The sequence below is a fragment of the Ferrovibrio sp. GW821-FHT12F09 genome (assembly GCF_058806775.1).
On record NZ_JBXAPZ010000001.1, the window covers coordinates 2,493,211 to 2,509,256 of the forward strand.

General features: G+C 63.9%; 16 protein-coding genes. 12 read left to right on the forward strand and 4 right to left on the reverse strand.

Annotated elements, in window-relative coordinates:
* Window positions 1-618 carry a DUF1190 domain-containing protein gene (locus AC1ROB_RS12405; RefSeq protein ID WP_492970857.1) on the reverse strand — a complete coding sequence of 206 codons (618 nt, stop codon included), beginning with the start codon at window positions 616-618 and terminating at the stop codon, window positions 1-3.
* A 152-nt stretch (window positions 619-770) separates the two neighbouring features.
* Here AC1ROB_RS12405 and AC1ROB_RS12410 point away from each other — a divergent pair, with 152 nt between their 5' ends.
* The 9 genes from AC1ROB_RS12410 to AC1ROB_RS12450 all read left to right on the forward strand — a co-directional run bounded on the left by AC1ROB_RS12410 (window position 771) and on the right by AC1ROB_RS12450 (window position 10,101).
* Window positions 771-1,082, forward strand: coding sequence for an FtsB family cell division protein (locus AC1ROB_RS12410; protein ID WP_492970856.1), 312 nt, complete (start codon window positions 771-773; stop codon window positions 1,080-1,082).
* A 173-nt stretch (window positions 1,083-1,255) separates the two neighbouring features.
* Window positions 1,256-2,266 carry a pyruvate dehydrogenase (acetyl-transferring) E1 component subunit alpha gene (pdhA, locus tag AC1ROB_RS12415; RefSeq protein WP_492970855.1) on the forward strand — a complete coding sequence of 337 codons (1,011 nt, stop codon included), beginning with the start codon at window positions 1,256-1,258 and terminating at the stop codon, window positions 2,264-2,266.
* Between the two features lie 21 nt (window positions 2,267-2,287).
* Complete coding sequence (locus AC1ROB_RS12420; protein ID WP_492970854.1) at window positions 2,288-3,667, forward strand: pyruvate dehydrogenase complex E1 component subunit beta; 1,380 nt, start codon at window positions 2,288-2,290, stop codon at window positions 3,665-3,667.
* 15 nt (window positions 3,668-3,682) lie between these two features.
* On the forward strand, window positions 3,683-4,960 hold the full coding sequence (locus AC1ROB_RS12425; RefSeq protein WP_492970853.1) for a pyruvate dehydrogenase complex dihydrolipoamide acetyltransferase: 1,278 nt from the start codon (window positions 3,683-3,685) through the stop codon (window positions 4,958-4,960).
* 10 nt (window positions 4,961-4,970) lie between these two features.
* On the forward strand, window positions 4,971-5,675 hold the full coding sequence (locus AC1ROB_RS12430) for an SDR family oxidoreductase (protein WP_492970852.1): 705 nt from the start codon (window positions 4,971-4,973) through the stop codon (window positions 5,673-5,675).
* Between the two features lie 15 nt (window positions 5,676-5,690).
* Window positions 5,691-7,097, forward strand: coding sequence for a dihydrolipoyl dehydrogenase (lpdA, locus tag AC1ROB_RS12435; protein ID WP_492970851.1), 1,407 nt, complete (start codon window positions 5,691-5,693; stop codon window positions 7,095-7,097).
* 94 nt (window positions 7,098-7,191) lie between these two features.
* A complete protein-coding gene (lipA, locus tag AC1ROB_RS12440; protein ID WP_492970850.1) occupies window positions 7,192-8,148 on the forward strand; it encodes a lipoyl synthase in 957 nt (318 codons plus the stop codon).
* The gene (locus AC1ROB_RS12445) at window positions 8,148-8,624 is read left to right on the forward strand and encodes a type II toxin-antitoxin system RatA family toxin (protein WP_492970849.1); all 477 of its coding nucleotides are present in this window, start codon (window positions 8,148-8,150) and stop codon (window positions 8,622-8,624) included. The genes lipA and AC1ROB_RS12445 overlap by 1 nt, the downstream gene beginning before the upstream one ends.
* A gap of 43 nt (window positions 8,625-8,667) precedes the next feature.
* On the forward strand, window positions 8,668-10,101 hold the full coding sequence (locus AC1ROB_RS12450) for a malonyl-CoA decarboxylase (protein ID WP_492970848.1): 1,434 nt from the start codon (window positions 8,668-8,670) through the stop codon (window positions 10,099-10,101).
* Here AC1ROB_RS12450 and AC1ROB_RS12455 read toward each other — a convergent pair.
* The 3 genes from AC1ROB_RS12455 to AC1ROB_RS12465 are packed head-to-tail and all read right to left on the reverse strand — an operon-like array spanning window position 10,098 to window position 12,256.
* Window positions 10,098-10,610: a CinA family protein gene (locus AC1ROB_RS12455; protein ID WP_492970847.1), complete on the reverse strand. Its 513-nt coding sequence runs from the start codon at window positions 10,608-10,610 to the stop codon at window positions 10,098-10,100. The two genes, AC1ROB_RS12450 and AC1ROB_RS12455, sit on opposite strands and share 4 nt — an antisense overlap.
* Before the next feature lie 5 nt (window positions 10,611-10,615).
* Window positions 10,616-11,071, reverse strand: coding sequence for a phosphatidylglycerophosphatase A family protein (locus AC1ROB_RS12460; protein WP_492970846.1), 456 nt, complete (start codon window positions 11,069-11,071; stop codon window positions 10,616-10,618).
* Window positions 11,072-11,086: 15 nt separating this feature from the next.
* Window positions 11,087-12,256 carry a bifunctional 2-C-methyl-D-erythritol 4-phosphate cytidylyltransferase/2-C-methyl-D-erythritol 2,4-cyclodiphosphate synthase gene (locus AC1ROB_RS12465; protein WP_492970845.1) on the reverse strand — a complete coding sequence of 390 codons (1,170 nt, stop codon included), beginning with the start codon at window positions 12,254-12,256 and terminating at the stop codon, window positions 11,087-11,089.
* Window positions 12,257-12,402: 146 nt separating this feature from the next.
* Between AC1ROB_RS12465 and dusB the strand changes: the two genes are divergently transcribed.
* From dusB to ntrC, 3 genes are read left to right on the forward strand one after another with little or no spacing between them, the layout of a single operon-like run.
* Complete coding sequence (gene dusB, locus AC1ROB_RS12470; protein WP_492970844.1) at window positions 12,403-13,389, forward strand: tRNA dihydrouridine synthase DusB; 987 nt, start codon at window positions 12,403-12,405, stop codon at window positions 13,387-13,389.
* Window positions 13,390-13,418: 29 nt separating this feature from the next.
* Complete coding sequence (locus AC1ROB_RS12475; RefSeq protein WP_492970843.1) at window positions 13,419-14,513, forward strand: two-component system sensor histidine kinase NtrB; 1,095 nt, start codon at window positions 13,419-13,421, stop codon at window positions 14,511-14,513.
* Window positions 14,510-15,958 (forward strand): nitrogen regulation protein NR(I), encoded by a 1,449-nt coding sequence (ntrC, locus tag AC1ROB_RS12480; RefSeq protein ID WP_492970842.1) that lies wholly within the window; start codon window positions 14,510-14,512, stop codon window positions 15,956-15,958. The genes AC1ROB_RS12475 and ntrC overlap by 4 nt, the downstream gene beginning before the upstream one ends.
* Window positions 15,959-16,046: the final 88 nt, after the last annotated feature.

Genomic DNA, 16,046 nt, shown 5'->3' on the forward strand with positions numbered 1-16,046 from the left:
TTAGGAGCCGGCGGAGGAGGAGATGGCGCTGCCGGTGCGGCCGAAGCCGCCGCGCGACACAGAGTTCGGCGAAGCCGCCGGCGCATCGGGGAAGCGGTTGGCGCTGAGCTGGCCGAGCGGCTTGCCGCCGGAATAGGCGGTGTTGGACGGATCGCGATACAGCGGCTGGGCGCCGAACCCGCCGCCCAGCGTGCGGCCGATCATGTAGCCCATCAGCATGGGCATGAAGATGCCGCCAGAACTGGCCTGCTGCGTCTGCTGGTTCAGCGGCGCCGGCTGCCCGGACGTGCTATTGGTGAGGTCGCCGGCCGGGGTGGCGGCCGAGAAGGCGTCGTTGCCGCCGGCCAGCACCTGATTGGGGGTGCCGCAGTTGCTGAGGCCGAACTGCGCCTCGCACTCCTCGCGCGTGGTGAAGCGGGGCGCGGTCTGCAGATGCTGTGCCCGGGCGTCAGCCAGGGCGGTGCGGCAGCCATCGGGATCGGGCTTGGTCGCGCATTCTTTCTGGTCGCGCAGCACGTCATGACCGGCCAGCGGATCGTCGCTGTTGTCGCAGCCGGCGAGGCCGACCAAACCCACGGTGCCCAGCAGGGCCAGACGGATCATTTTCGATTTGCGCATAACCGCAGCATAACCTTCTGCCCGGCAGCGGGGAAGGCAGTTCGGGGCCAAGATCCGGAATTCAGCCTAATCTGTTGATTCTTGTGTGAGAATCTTGAGTTCGACTCGGAAAAGGTTTGACCCGGCGACTCGGATATGATTCGATTCGAATCATGAGCGCTGTTCGTGAAATACGCCGCCATTCGCTGGCGGCCATTGTGCCGGTTATCTGTTTTGCCGCCATTGGTTACTTCGCCTACCACGCGATGGAAGGCGAACATGGCATCAACGCCTATACGCGGCTGACCCTGCAGATCCAGGACACCAGGGCGGCGCTGGCCGAGGTGACGGCCGAGCGCAAGACCATCGAGCGCCGGGTTGCCCTGCTGCGCACCGACAAGCTGGATGCCGACATGCTGGACGAGCAGGGCAAACGGGTTCTGGGCCTGCTGCGCCCGGGCGAGCTGGTAATTCTCGGACGCTGAAACGGCCCTTTCCGGTAACGGAATTGCGCTGATTAACTGAAATCAAGTTAATCAGCCAAAAGCCGTTGTTTTAACTGAATTTAGCCGTCATCTTCGCTCCCGGCCGGTGTTACGGTACCGGCCAATGCCCCTGCGTAAAAGGGGCCGTCTGAGCTTCAGTCGGGAGAGAAACGATGGCGAAACCGGGCAAGGCCGCGGATGCGGCCAAGGGTGGCAAACTGCCGCCTGCCAAGGACCTGCTCAACTATTACCGCGACATGCTGCTGATCCGCCGCTTTGAGGAAAAAGCCGGCCAGCTCTACGGCATGGGCCTGATCGGTGGCTTCTGCCACCTCTATATCGGCCAGGAAGCGGTGGTCGTCGGCCTGCAGGCCTGCGCCAAACTCGGCGATGCCGTCATCACCTCCTACCGGGATCACGGCCATATGCTGGCCACCGGCATGGACCCGAACGGCGTGATGGCCGAACTCACCGGGCGCGCCGGCGGCTATTCCAAGGGCAAGGGCGGCTCGATGCACATGTTTAGCCGCGAGAAGCATTTCTATGGCGGCCACGGCATCGTCGGCGCCCAGGTGCCGCTGGGCACCGGTCTGGCCTTCGCCCAGAAGTACAACAAGACCGACAATGTGACCTTCTGCTACTTCGGCGACGGCTCGTCCAATCAGGGCCAGGTCTACGAGAGCTTCAATATGGCCGAGCTGTGGAAGCTGCCGGTCATCTATGTGATCGAGAACAACCAGTATGCGATGGGCACCTCGGTGGCCCGCTCTTCGGCCCAGCCGGCGCTGTACAAGCGCGGCGAAAGCTTCGGCATCGCCGGCCGTCAGGTTGATGGCATGAGCGTAACGGCCGTGAAGGAAGCCGGCGAGGAAGCCGTCGCCCATTGCCGCGCCGGCAAGGGCCCGGTCATCCTGGAAATGATGACCTACCGTTATCGCGGCCATTCGATGTCCGATCCGGCGAAATACCGCTCGAAGGACGAAGTGAGCAAGATGCGCTCGGAGCACGATCCGATCGACCAGGTGCGGGCGCTGCTGCTGAACAACAAGATGACCGACGAGGATGCGCTGAAGGCCATCGACAAAGAGGTCAAGGACATCGTGCAGAAGTCTGCCGATTTCGCGCAGAGCAGTCCCGAGCCCGATGCGTCGGAGCTGTGGACCGACGTCTATGTCGAAGCGTGAAGCGGGCAGGAGGATTTAACGATGTCCATTGAGATTCTGATGCCTGCCCTGTCGCCCACGATGACCGAAGGCAAGCTGGCCAAATGGCATAAGCGCGAAGGCGAAGAGGTCAAGGCCGGCGATATCATCGCCGAGATCGAGACCGACAAGGCGACGATGGAATTCGAAGCCGTCGACGAGGGCGTGCTGGAGAAGATCCTGGTCGCCGAAGGCACCGAGGGCGTCGCCGTGAACACGCCGATCGCGTCTTTGCGCGGCGAAGGCGAGGCGGCCGGTGCGGCGCCGGCAAAGAAGGCGGAAGCGCCGGCTGCGAAGGCCGAAGCCCCCAAGGAAGAGAAGGCTGTCGAGTCTGCCGTCACCGCGGCCAAGACTCCGGCACCCGAGCTGAAGGACCCGGCCATTCCCGAAGGCACGCAGTTCGTCAGCATGACCGTGCGCGAGGCGATCCGCGAAGGCATGTCGGAAGAGATGCGCCGCGACCCGAAGGTCTTCCTGATGGGCGAGGAAGTCGCCCAGTACCAGGGCGCCTACAAGATCAGCCAGGGCATGCTGGACGAGTTCGGCCCCGACCGCGTGATCGATACGCCGATCACCGAGCAGGGCTTTGCCGGCCTGGGTGTCGGCGCGTCCTTCTACGGCCTGAAGCCGATCGTCGAATTCATGACGTTCAATTTCTCGATGCAGGCCATCGACCAGATCGTCAATTCGGCGGCCAAGACGCTCTATATGTCGGGCGGCCAGATGGGCAGCTCGATTGTCTTCCGTGGTCCGAACGGCGCGGCGGCGCGCGTCGCCGCCCAGCACAGCCAGGATTACGCTGCCTGGTATTCGCATATTCCGGGTCTCAAGGTGGTGGCGCCCTACAGCGCTGCCGATTTCAAGGGCCTGATCAAGGCGGCGATCCGCGATCCCAATCCGGTGATCTTCCTGGAGAACGAAATCCTCTATGGCCGCAGCTTCGAGGTGCCGAAGCTGGACGATTACATCGTGCCGATCGGCAAGGCGCGCATTGCCCGCAAGGGCAAGGATGTGACGCTGGTGGGCTATTCGATTGCGGTCGGCCATGCGCTGGCGGCGGCCGAAAAGCTGGCCGAAGAGGGCATCGACGCCGAAGTGATCGACCTGCGCACCATCCGTCCGATGGACCGCGCCACCATTGTCGAATCTGTCAAGAAGACCAACCGCCTCGTCACCATCGAGGAAGGCTTCCCGCAGTCCGGCATCGGGTCTGAGATCGCGGCCGTCATCATGGAAGAGGCCTTCGATTACCTGGATGCGCCGGTGGTGCGCGTGCATGGCAAGGACGTGCCGATGCCCTATGCCGCCAACCTGGAAAAGCTGGCGCTGGTCACGGTGCCGGAAATCGTCGCGGCGGCGAAAGCCGTCTGCTACCGCAAGTAAGGGAGGGCCTGAAGGATGCCGATCGAAATCCTGATGCCGGCGCTCTCGCCCACGATGACCGAGGGCAAGCTGGCGAAGTGGCACAAGAAGGAAGGCGACGCGGTCAAGTCCGGCGACATCATCGCCGAGATCGAGACCGACAAGGCGACGATGGAATTCGAAGCTGTCGATGAAGGCAAGATCGGCAAGATCCTGGTGGCCGAGGGCACCGAGGGCGTGGCCGTGAACACGCCGATTGCCGTGCTGCTGGAAGAGGGCGAAAGCGCCTCGGATGCGAAGCCGGTTGCCAAGCCTGCCGCGAAGCCGGAAGAGAAGAAAGCCGAAGTGCCGAAAACCGAAGCGGCGCCGAAGCCGGCCGCTGCTCCGACCGCCGCGCCGGTCAAGTCCGGTGATCGCGTCTTCGCCTCGCCGCTGGCGCGCCGCATGGCCGAACAGGCCGGTATCGACCTCAAGGCCGTGTCGGGCAGCGGTCCGCATGGCCGTATCGTCAAGGCCGATATCGAGAAGGCGCCCGCGGGCGCCAAGGCAGGCGCTGCGGCTCCGACTGCTGCCGGCAAGGCTGCGCCGGTGGCCAGCGGCCCGGGCGCGCGCCAGCTCGCCGACCTGCTCAAGATGCCCTACAAGCTGGAGCCGCTGTCAGGGATGCGCAAGACCATCGCGCGCCGCCTGACCGAGTCCAAGCAGACCGTGCCGCATTTCTACCTGACCATCGACACCGAGATCGACGAGCTGCTGTCGCTTCGCAAGCGGCTGAACGACAAGACCGACGCCAAGATCAGCGTCAACGACTTCGTCATCCGCGCGGTGGCGCTGGCGCTGAAGAAGGTCCCGACCGCCAATGCCAGCTTCGATGACAGCGGCATGATGTATTACGAGCATGCCGATATCTCGGTCGCCGTGGCCACCCCGAACGGCCTGATCACGCCGATCATCAAGCAGGCCGAAGGCAAGGGCCTGACCCAGATTGCCACCGAGATGAAAGATCTCGCTGCACGGGCGCGGGACGGCAAGCTGAAGCCGGAGGAATTCCAGGGCGGCACCTTCTCGATCTCGAATCTCGGCATGTTTGGCGTGAAGCAGTTCGAAGCGGTGATCAACCCGCCGCAGGGCTGCATCCTCGCCATCGGTGCCGGCGAACAGCGCCCAATCGTGAAGAATGGCCAGATCGTGCCGGCCACCATCATGACCTGCACGCTGTCGGTCGATCATCGCGCCGTGGACGGCGCCGTGGGCGCGCAGTTCCTGCAGGCCTTCAAGGGCTTCATCGATGACCCGCTGACCATGCTGCTGTGAGGCATTGACGATGGCTGAAGCAAAGGTTGCCATCGTCACCGGTGCCGGCAAGGGCATGGGTGCGGGGATTCTGAAAAAGCTGGCGGCCGATGGCTATCGCGTTGCCGCCATGTCGCCCTCGGGTGCGGCCAAGACACTTGCCGAATCGCTCGGCGGCGTCGGCACGGCCGGCTCCAATGCCAAGGCAGACGACGTCAAGGCGCTGGTCGACCTGACGCTGGATAAGTACGGCCGCATCGATGCGGTGGTGAACAACACCGGCCATCCGCCCAAGGGCAAGCTGCTCGACCTGGACGATGCCGCCTGGACCACCGGTTTCGAGCTGGTGCATCTGGCCGTCATCCGCATGGTGCGGCTGGTGACGCCGGTGATGCTCAAGCAGGGCAGTGGCGCCTTCGTCAATCTGCTGACCTATGCCACTTTCGAGCCGGAAAGCGATTTCCCCATCTCGGGTCCGGTGCGCGCGGCGGTGGCGGCCTTCTCCAAGGTCTATGCCGACCAGTATGCGGCGCAGGGCATCCGCATGAACAATGTGCTGCCCGGCTTTATCGACAGCCTGCCATCGAAGGACGAGCGCATCGCCCGCATCCCGATGAAACGTTACGGCACGGTGCGCGAGATCAGCGATACGGTGTCCTTCCTGCTGTCGGAGCAGGCGAGCTACATCACCGGACAGAATATCCGCGTCGACGGCGGCATTACGCGGTCAGTTTGATTTAAGGAGGCCAGCATGGCTGATACCAGTTTCGATCTGATCGTGGTCGGCAGCGGCCCGGGCGGCTACACCACCGCCATCCGTGGCGCCCAGCTCGGCATGAAGACCGCGATCATCGAGCGCGAGCATCTGGGCGGCATCTGCCTGAACTGGGGCTGCATCCCGACCAAGGCGCTGCTGCGTTCGGCCGAGATTTACACCAACATCAAGCATGCCGAAGCCTATGGCTTCAAGGTCGAGGGCAAGGTCACCATCGACACCGCCAAGGTGGTGGAGCGGTCGCGTAAAGTGGCGGCGCAACTGTCCAATGGCGTGAAGTTCCTGATGAAGAAGCACAAGATCACCGTCTTCGACGGCGTCGGCGTGCTCAATGGTCCCGGTAAGGTCAAGGTGAGCAAGGACGGCAAGGCCGTCGCCGACCTGACCGCCAAGCACATCATCCTCGCCACCGGCGCACGCGCGCGTTCGCTGCCCGGCCTGGAGCCGGACGGCAAGCTGGTCTGGACCTACAAGGAAGCCATGGTGCCGCCGGCGCTGCCGAAGTCGCTGCTGGTCATCGGCTCGGGTGCCATCGGCATCGAATTCGCCAGCTTCTACCGCCAGCTCGGCTCGGAGGTCACGGTCGTTGAAGTGATGGACCGCGTGCTGCCGGTCGAGGATGAGGAAATCTCCGGCCTGGCCAAGAAGGCTTTCGAGAAGCAGGGCATGAAGATTCATCTCGGCACGACGGTCACCGCGCTCAAGAAGGGCAGCGACACCGTCACCGCCGTGCTGAAGGACAAGGCCGGCAAGGAGAGCGAGATCACCGTCGAACGCGTGATCCTGGCTGTCGGCATCGTCGGCAATGTCGAGAATATCGGACTTGAGACCACCAAGGTGAAGGTCGAGAAGACCCATGTGGTGACGGATGAATACAGTCGGACGGCGGAGCCGGGCATCTATGCCATCGGCGACCTGACCGGTCCGCCCTGGCTGGCGCACAAGGCCGGCCATGAGGGCGTGATCTGCGTCGAGAAGATCGCCGGCGAGAAGGACGTGCATCCGCTCAATGTCAGCAACATCCCGGGCTGCACCTATTGCACGCCGCAGGTTGCCAGCGTCGGCCTGACGGAAGCCGCCGCCAAGGCCAAGGGCCATGCGGTGAAGGTCGGCCGCTACCCCTTCCTCGCCAACGGCAAGGCGATTGCGCTGGGCGAGCCGGAAGGCCTGGTCAAGACCGTGTTCGACGCCAAGACCGGCGAGCTGCTGGGCGCCCATATGATCGGCGCGGAAGTCACCGAGCTGATCCAGGGCTTCGGCATCGCCAAGACCCTGGAGACCACCGAGGTCGAGCTGATGCACGCGATCTTCCCGCATCCGACGCTCAGCGAAATGATGCATGAGTCGGTACTGGACGCCTATGGCAAGGCGCTGAATTTCTAGGCTTTTGCGGGCAGATGCGAGGGCAGGGGCTTTTCTGTATACTGCTCCTGCGCTACCTCAGCCCCAGAGGTCGCCAACAGGATTAGAGACTGCCGTGGTCATCAACGTTCATCCCCTCCCGGTCCGCCATCCCGAGAAGGCCCACAAGCCTGACACGCCGATGCTGCGCAAGCCGGACTGGATTCGCGTGAAGGCGCCGACCTCGCCGGAGGTGGCCGAGACGCGCCGGCTGATGCGCGAGCTGAACCTGAACACCGTCTGCGAGGAAGCGGCCTGCCCGAACCTGGGCGAATGCTGGAAGCAGAAGCATGCCACCGTGATGATCCTGGGCGCCGTCTGCACGCGCGCCTGCGCCTTCTGCAATGTCGCCACCGGCAAGCCCGGCGATGTCGATCGCCATGAGCCGGCCCATGTGGCCGAAGCCGTGGGCAAGCTCGGTCTGCATCATGTTGTCATTACGTCGGTTGACCGCGATGATCTGCCCGATGGCGGCGCGTCGCAGTTCGTCCGCACCATCGAGGAAATCCGCAAATCCTCGCCGACCACCACCATCGAAATTCTGACGCCCGATTTCATCCGCAAGCCCGGCGCCATCGAGGCGGTCGTGGCCGCACGGCCCGATGTGTATAACCACAATCTGGAAACCGTGCCGCGGCTTTACCCGACCATCCGTCCCGGCGCGCGCTACTTCGCCTCGCTGCAGCTGCTGGCGCGGGTGAAAGAACTCGATCCGAAGATGTTCACCAAGTCCGGGCTTATGGTTGGTCTTGGTGAAGAAAAGATCGAGATCATGCAGGTGATGGACGACATGCGTGCCGCCGATGTCGATTTTATTACCATCGGGCAATATCTGCAGCCGACCCGCAAGCATGCCGAAGTGAAGCACTTCGTCACGCCGGACGAGTTTGCCGCCTATGCGACGATTGCCAATTCCAAGGGCTTCCTCACGGTCTCGGCCTCGCCGCTGACCCGCTCCTCGCATCATGCCGGCGACGATTTCGCCCGCCTGCGCGCGGCTCGCGAGGCCAAGTTCGCCGCCAAAGCCGTCTAGTGCCCACCCACGCGGAAAAACGCATCCTGCCCTATCGCCCCGACCAGCTTTATGCGCTGGTCGCCGGGATCGAGCATTACCCGAAATTCCTGCCCTGGTGCATCGGCGCGCGTATCCGCGAGCGCAGCGAAACCGTCGTGGTGGCCGACCTGATCATCGGCTTCAAGGTATTCCGCGAACGCTTCACCAGCCGGGTGACGCTCAGTCCCGAAGCCCGGCGGATCGATGTGGAATATACCGACGGCCCGTTCAAATACCTGAAGAACCACTGGATCTTCTCGGCCCACCCGACCGGCTGCGAGATCGACTTCTATGTCGATTTCGAGTTCCGCTCCAGGCTGCTGCAGAAAACCATCGAGCTGCTGTTCAACGAAGCGGTCAAGCGCATGGTCGGCGCCTTCGAGACGCGGGCGCGCCAGCTCTATGGCGAGAATGGATTATCCCTGGCGCCTGGTGCTACGATCACGGCACTCTGACCCGGTTCGGGCGTTATCCTGAGCCTTTTCTGGAGTGTTCTGCATGGTCGCCCTGCCAACCCTTCCCAATCTGTCGATTTCCGGCACCCTGCTGGAGCGTGGCCTGCGCAGTCTGGTCGGCGCCTGGCGCGGCATCGCCGGCGGCGACGAGACCGCCCATCTGGTCCGCGAGGGCCTGAAGGACGCCAAGGATGTCGAACGGCTGCGCGGCCTGTTCGCCGAATGCCTGGAGGCGCGCGGCGGCGAGGTGGCGGCGCGCGCGCGGGCAGCGGCTCTTGGCCGGCTCTACCTGGCGCTCGACGATGCCGGCAAGCGCAGCTTCCTGCAGGTTCTGGCCAACGATTTTGCTGCCGATGATGCGGCGCTGGAAACCGCGATCCGCGAATTGCAGAAGGCCGAGGCGCCGATTGCCCGCCACAAGGCGGAGCGCAAGCTGCGCATGGCGCTGACGCCGCCGCGCCAGCGGCTGCTGACCCAGTTCACGGCTTTGCCGCAGGGCGTGAAATTCCTGGTCGATCTGCGCGCCGATGCCCTGCGTCTGCGCAAGGAAGTGCCGGAACTGGCGATCATCGATGCCGATCTGGAAGACCTGTGCGTCGCCTGGTTCGATATCGGCTTCCTGGAGCTGCAGCGCATCAGCTGGAACAGCCCGGCGGCGTTGCTGGAAAAGCTGATCGCCTATGAAGCCGTGCATGCCATCGAAAGCTGGGACGACCTGCGCAACCGGCTTGATGCCGACCGGCGCTGCTATGCCTTCTTCCATCCGCGCATGCCGCTGGAGCCGCTGATCTTCGTCGAGGTCGCGCTGGTCAAGGGCATTGCCGGCAATGTGCAGGCGCTGCTCGATCAGGCCACGCCGGTGCTGGACCCGCGCGAAGCCGATACGGCGATCTTCTATTCGATCTCGAATACCCAGGTCGGCCTGCGCGGCATTTCGTTTGGCAACTTCCTGATTAAGCGCGTGGTCGACGACCTGACGCGCGACCTGCCGAACCTGAAGCAGTTCTCGACGCTGTCACCGATCCCGGGTTTTCGCAAATGGCTGGAAGAAGCGGTGGCCGAAGGCACGCCGGATCTGGTCGAAAGCAAGGCGCGCGAAGAGCTGAGCCATGCCCTGGGGCAGCGCTTCTCCAAGGGTATGCTGCCGGCGCTGCTGAAAGATCATGCCTGGGCCGACAATGCCGCGCTGGTCGAGGCCTTGAAGCCGGTGCTGACGCGGCTGGCTGCGCGCTATCTGCTGAGCACCGACAAGGGCAAACCGCTCGATCCGGTGGCGCGGTTCCACCTGAGCAACGGTTCCCAGGTGCATCGTCTGAACTGGATGGGCGACCGCTCGCGCAACGGCATGAAGCAGTCGGCCGGCCTGATGGTGAACTATCTCTACCGCCTGGACGATATCGACCAGAATCACGAACGCCTCGTGCGCGACGGGACGATTGCCGCCTCGGGAGACGTGAAACGGCTGGCCGGGCTCTAGCTCTCGGCGGCCGCCGCCATCTGTTCCAGCATCTCGCCAGCCAGCGTCAGCGCGTCTTCCACCGTGGCGCTGCGCACGGCGTTGCGGCCGATCTCGCCATAGGTCATGCGCTGGTGCATGGTTTCCTGGCCCTGGCCAGCGACGGCGATATGCACCAGGCCCACCGGCTTTGCGGGCGAACCGCCACCGGGCCCGGCAATGCCGGTGCAGGCAATCGCGATATGGGCATTGCTCTTGCGCAAGGCACCTTCCGCCATGGCGCGTGCCACCGGCTCCGACACGGCGCCATGGCCGGCGATGATCTCGGCCGGTACGCCGATGGCATAGGTCTTGGCTTCGTTGGAATAGGTGACATAGCCGCGCTCGAACACATCCGATGAGCCGGCGATCTCGGTCAGTGTCGCAGCGATAAGACCGCCAGTGCAGGATTCCGCCGTCGCCAGCATCGCGCCTTTGGCGCGGCAGCGGGCGAGCAGGTCTTCGGCAAGGCGCAGCAGCGTATCGTCCATAGCGGTCACCAGACGTAGGAAAGCGCGAACATCACCAGCATGCCATAGAGGCCGGCGAACAGATCGTCGACCAGCACACCCGGCGCACCGTTCAGCGTGCGGTCGGCCCAGGAGGCCGGCCAGATTTTCGTGATGTCGAAAAAGCGGAAGACCAGGAAGCCGACGGCATAATGCCACAGATCGAGCGGCACGAAGGCGAGTGTCAGCCACTGGCCGGCGACTTCATCGATCACGATCTCGCCGGGATCGTCGCCAGGCCAGCGTACAAGAAAGAGCCTGATCGCCCAGAGTGCGACAACAGAAACGGCCACGGCGGCGGCGATCAGCAGCCATGGGCCACCCAGCATCTGCAGGCCCCAGGCAAAGGGCAGGGCGGCCGCCGAGCCCCAGGTGCCGGCGGCGGGACGCAACTTGCCGACGCCGAAGAAGGTGGAAATCATGAAGGGCAGGAAATACAGCATGCGGGATTGTGCGTCCTAGCCCGGCAGCCGGATGGTGGCGATGGCCTGTGCCGCGATGCCTTCGCGCCGCCCGGTGAATCCGAGCTGCTCTGTTGTCGTTGCCTTCACGCTGACGCGGTCGAGGCCGATGCCGATGATTGCGGCGATACGCTGACGCATCGCCTCGCGATGCGGTCCGATCTTCGGCGCTTCGCAGATGATGGTGATGTCGCAATGGCCGATCATGCCATCGCGTTGCGCCACCAGATCGGCGGCATGTTTCAGGAAGGCGGCGCTGTCGGCATTCTTCCAGCGCGGGTCGGATGGCGGGAAATGCTGGCCGATATCGCCATCGCCCAAAGCGCCGAGGATCGCATCGGTCAGCGCATGCAGCGCTACATCGGCATCGGAATGGCCGGCGAGGCCGCGATCATGCGGCACGACAATGCCGCCGATGGTCAGCTTGCGGTGGGGCTCGTCGCTGAAGGCATGCACGTCGAAGCCGGTGCCGGTGCGGATGTCGCTGCGCCGGATCATCAGTTGTCGCTCGGCGCGGGCGAAGTCTTCGGGCTCGGTCACCTTGAAATTCTCCTCGGAGCCCGGCACCAACCGCACGGCGAGCCCGGCCTGCTCGGCCACGGCGGCGTCGTCGGTCAGCGCCAGGCCGGCGCTCTGGCGATGGGCGGTCAGGATATCGGGAAAGCGGAAGGCCTGCGGGGTCTGGGCCCGCCAAAGACCCTGGCGCTCAACGCCGCTACGGGCCTTGCCCTGGTCGTCGCGTTTCAAGGTATCGACAACCGGGATGGCAAGAACGGCACCTGGCGCTTGTTTGAGCATTTTCAGCAGGGCATCGATGTGTTTGTGCTGTAAAAATGGGCGGGCTGCGTCGTGGATCAGCACGGCAGCGGGTTTTTCGACAGCCAGACCCTCAAGACCCAGGCGTACGCTATCCTGCCGGGCGGCACCGCCGAGGCAGGGCGGGCCCAGGCGTCGCTCATTTTCCAGGCCTTGTATCGCGGCGGCATAAGCGGCGGAATCATCGGGGTGGATCACGACCACGACCCGTGCTATTGCCCCGTGGCGCAGGAATATCTCGATGCTGTGCCGCAGCAGAGATTTTCCACCAAGCATCTGGTATTGTTTAGGTATTTCTCCGCCGGCGCGGCTGCCGCGACCGGCCGCGACGATCAGCGCGGCGTTTTCCATATCCGGCAACCTACCCGAGGCTGCCGGATCAGGCAAAGGCCGGGCGGCAGAGCCGGATATGATCCGACTGCGGAAGTATGTTGCAGCGCAGTAGGAAAGCCTTTATCGTGACCAACAACTGGGCATTCCAGGGAATTGTGTAAAAAATGAGCATAAACGTCGGTCCCGTCTCTATCGCAGAACCCGTCATCCTGGCTCCCATGTCAGGTGTCACGGACTTGCCATTTCGCCGTCTTGTGAAGCGCAGCGGCGCCGGTCTGGTCGTGTCTGAAATGATCGCCTCGGAAGCCATGGTGCGCAGCTCGCGTCAGTCGCTGAAGATGGCGCAGAACCTGCCGGAAGAATTCCCGATGTCGGTGCAGCTTGCCGGCTGCGAGGGCCATGTGATGGCCGAGGCCGCGAAGCTCAATGAAGATGGCGGCGCTGCCCTGATCGATATCAACATGGGCTGCCCGGTGAAGAAGGTGGTCAACGGCCATGCCGGCTCGGCGCTGATGCGCGATCTGGATCATGCGAAAACCCTGCTCACGGCCACCGTGAGGGCCGTCAGGCTGCCCGTCACGCTGAAGATGCGCACCGGCTGGGACGACGCCAATCGCAATGCGCCGGAACTGGCGCGCATCGCCGAGGGTGAAGGCATCAAGATGCTCACCGTCCATGGCCGCACACGCAACCAGCTTTACAATGGCCGTGCCGACTGGGGCTTCGTGCGCAAGGTGAAGGAAGCCGTGTCGCTGCCTGTCATCGTGAATGGCGACATCACCACGCTGGATGAAGCGAAGGATGCGCTGGAGCAGTCGGGTGCCGATGGCGTGATGATCGGTCGCGGCGCCTATGGCCGCCCGTGGTTCCTGCGCCAGGTCATCGAATTCCTGAAGACCGGCGTGCGTCTGCCCGATCCGGCACTGGATGAGCAGGAAGCCATCGTGCTGGAACATTATGACGCCATGCTGGAGCATTACGGCGTGCAGACCGGCGTGAAGATCGGCCGCAAGCATGTGGCCTGGTATTCCAAGGGTCTGCCGGGTTCGGCCGAGTTCCGCACGCGCATCATGCAAATCGAGGAGCCGGGCCAGGTGCGCCAGGCCATTCGCGATTTCTATGCGCCGCAGCTCGACCGGATGGCGGCTTGATGCAGCCAGCTGACAATATAGAAATTGAAATGAGCAGCATCGATGCGGCCCAGGTCCTGGGCGCCATTCCCAATCCCATCCTCGTCGTCGGCCGGCAGGGCGATATCGCCTATGTGAATCCGGCGGCCGAACAGTTCTTCGATTCCGGCGCCGCCGTGTTGTGCCGCCAGAATCTGCGCGATCTCGTGCCCTTCGGCAGCCCGGTGCTGCAGTTGTTTGCTCAGGTATTCCGCGAGCGCTACAGCGTGGCGGAATACGATGTCGATCTCGGTTCGCCACGTCTGGGCGAGCGCCTGGTCGACGTACAGGTTTCGCCGGTGCCCGAAGCCGAGGATCATGTGATCGTGCGCTTCGACGAGCGCACCATGGCGGCCAAGATCGATCGCGCCCTGACCCATCGCGGCGCGGTGCGTTCGGTGACTGGCATGGCCGCCATCCTTGCCCATGAAGTGAAAAATCCGCTCAGTGGCATTCGCGGCGCGGCGCAGTTGCTGGAAGCCAATTGCAGTCAGGCCGACCGCGAGCTGACCCGTCTGATCTGCGACGAGACCGACCGCATCTGCGCGCTGGTCGACAGCATGGAAGTCTTTTCCGACAAGCGCATCGACCGCGGACCGGTGAACATTCACCAGGTCCTGGAGCATGTGCGCAAGGTGGCCCAAGCTGGCTTTGCCAAGCACCTGCGTTTCGTCGAGCGCTACGATCCGTCGCTGCCGCCGGTGAATGGCAGCCGCGACCAGCTGGTCCAGATCTTCCTGAATCTGGTGAAGAATGCAGCAGAAGCCATCGGTGACGATCCGGGTGGCGAAATCGTGCTGACCACGGCCTACAGGCATGGCGTGCGACTCGCGGTGCGCGGCTCGCGCGACAGGTTGCATTTGCCGCTGGAAGTGACGGTGCAGGATAACGGTCCCGGCGTGCCCGAGGATATCCGCCTCCATCTGTTCGATCCGTTCGTGACAACCAAGGCCAGCGGCTCTGGCCTCGGTCTTGCATTGGTTGCCAAGATCATTGGCGATCACGGGGGCGTTATCGAGTGTGACAGTCGCCCCCGCCGTACCATCTTTAGTGCCCGCCTGCCGGTCCATACCTCGGCGACGGATGAATCCGGAGAGTTAGAATGAGTAATAAGGGCACCATTCTCGTCGCCGACGACGATCGCTCGATCCGCACCGTGCTGGATCAGGCGCTCGGCCGCGTCGGCTACCAGGTGCGCTCGACCGGCAATGCCGCAACCTTGTGGCGCTGGGCATCGGAAGGCGAGGGTGAACTGATCATCACCGATGTGGTGATGCCCGACGAGAATGGCCTGGACCTGCTGCCGCGCATCAAGCGTATCCGCCCGGAACTGCCGATCATCGTGATGAGCGCGCAGAAGACGCTGCTCACCGCCGTCAAGGCCGCCGAACGCGGTGCCTATGACTACCTGCCCAAGCCGTTTGACCTGAAAGAACTGCTGCGCGTCGTCGAACGTGCGCTGAGCCAGCCCAAGGCGATGCCGTCGGAAGCCGAGGAGCAGGCCGCCGACGAGGAAAAGCTGCCGCTGATCGGCCGCTCGCCGGCGATGCAGGAAATCTACCGCGTGATGGCGCGTCTGATGGGTACGGATCTCACCGTGCTGATCTATGGCGAGTCCGGCACCGGCAAGGAGCTGGTGGCGCGCGCGCTGCACGATTACGGCAAGCGTCGCAACGGACCGTTCGTTGCGCTGAACATGGCCGCCATTCCGCGCGAACTGATCGAAAGCGAGCTGTTCGGCCATGAGAAGGGCGCCTTCACCGGCGCCGCCAGCCGCTATGCGGGCCGCTTCGAGCAGGCTGAAGGCGGCACGCTGTTTCTCGACGAGATCGGCGACATGCCGATCGAGGCGCAGACGCGTCTGTTGCGCGTCCTGCAGCAGGGCGAATACACCACCGTCGGCGGCCGCACGCCGATCCGTACCGACGTGCGGATTGTCGCCGCCACCAATCGCGATCTGCGCCAGGCCGTGAACCAGGGTCTGTTCCGCGAAGATCTGTTCTATCGTCTGAATGTCGTGCCGTTGCGTCTGCCGCCGCTGCGCGAACGCAGCGACGATATCCAGGACCTTGTCCGCCACTTCCTCAACCAGGCATCCGTGCAGGGCCTGCCGCTCAAGACCGTGTCCTCCGAAGCGATGGACCGTCTGCGCCGCTACCGCTGGCCGGGCAACGTGCGCGAACTGGAAAACCTGGTGCGCCGCCTCGCGGCCCTGTATGCCGATGACGTCATCGGCGTCGAAGTGATCGACAACGAGCTGGCCGAACCGCCGCAGGCGCCGCGCAGCGCCGAGCCGAGCGAAGAAGAGACGCTGACCGGCGCCATCGAGCGGCACCTGACCAAGTATTTCTCCGCCCAGGGTGACGATCTGCCGCCGCCCGGCCTGTATGACCGCATGCTGCGCGAGCTGGAAATCCCGCTGATCTCGCTCAGCCTGGCGGCCACGCGCGGCAACCAGATCAAGGCCGCGCATATGCTGGGCCTGAACCGCAACACGCTGCGCAAAAAGATCCGCGACCATAATATCCAGGTCATCCGGGGTCTGAAGTAGACTGCGGCGCGCGGCCGGCCGGCCGGCTTTGACCGGCCAATCGGGCGGCCCCCGAGGGGTGCCCCGGAGGGCCGGCTGAGCTATGATC

What these genes read in the sequence shown, in the direction of transcription:
- AC1ROB_RS12405 (WP_492970857.1), bottom strand. Translation starts at nt 618, where the DNA reads ATGCGCAAATCGAAAATGATCCGTCTGGCCCTGCTGGGCACCGTGGGT.
- AC1ROB_RS12410 (WP_492970856.1), top strand. Translation starts at nt 771, where the DNA reads ATGAGCGCTGTTCGTGAAATACGCCGCCATTCGCTGGCGGCCATTGTG.
- pdhA (WP_492970855.1), top strand. Translation starts at nt 1,256, where the DNA reads ATGGCGAAACCGGGCAAGGCCGCGGATGCGGCCAAGGGTGGCAAACTG.
- AC1ROB_RS12420 (WP_492970854.1), top strand. Translation starts at nt 2,288, where the DNA reads ATGTCCATTGAGATTCTGATGCCTGCCCTGTCGCCCACGATGACCGAA.
- AC1ROB_RS12425 (WP_492970853.1), top strand. Translation starts at nt 3,683, where the DNA reads ATGCCGATCGAAATCCTGATGCCGGCGCTCTCGCCCACGATGACCGAG.
- AC1ROB_RS12430 (WP_492970852.1), top strand. Translation starts at nt 4,971, where the DNA reads ATGGCTGAAGCAAAGGTTGCCATCGTCACCGGTGCCGGCAAGGGCATG.
- lpdA (WP_492970851.1), top strand. Translation starts at nt 5,691, where the DNA reads ATGGCTGATACCAGTTTCGATCTGATCGTGGTCGGCAGCGGCCCGGGC.
- AC1ROB_RS12450 (WP_492970848.1), top strand. Translation starts at nt 8,668, where the DNA reads ATGGTCGCCCTGCCAACCCTTCCCAATCTGTCGATTTCCGGCACCCTG.
- AC1ROB_RS12455 (WP_492970847.1), bottom strand. Translation starts at nt 10,610, where the DNA reads ATGGACGATACGCTGCTGCGCCTTGCCGAAGACCTGCTCGCCCGCTGC.
- AC1ROB_RS12460 (WP_492970846.1), bottom strand. Translation starts at nt 11,071, where the DNA reads ATGCTGTATTTCCTGCCCTTCATGATTTCCACCTTCTTCGGCGTCGGC.
- AC1ROB_RS12465 (WP_492970845.1), bottom strand. Translation starts at nt 12,256, where the DNA reads ATGGAAAACGCCGCGCTGATCGTCGCGGCCGGTCGCGGCAGCCGCGCC.
- dusB (WP_492970844.1), top strand. Translation starts at nt 12,403, where the DNA reads ATGAGCATAAACGTCGGTCCCGTCTCTATCGCAGAACCCGTCATCCTG.
- AC1ROB_RS12475 (WP_492970843.1), top strand. Translation starts at nt 13,419, where the DNA reads ATGAGCAGCATCGATGCGGCCCAGGTCCTGGGCGCCATTCCCAATCCC.
- ntrC (WP_492970842.1), top strand. Translation starts at nt 14,510, where the DNA reads ATGAGTAATAAGGGCACCATTCTCGTCGCCGACGACGATCGCTCGATC.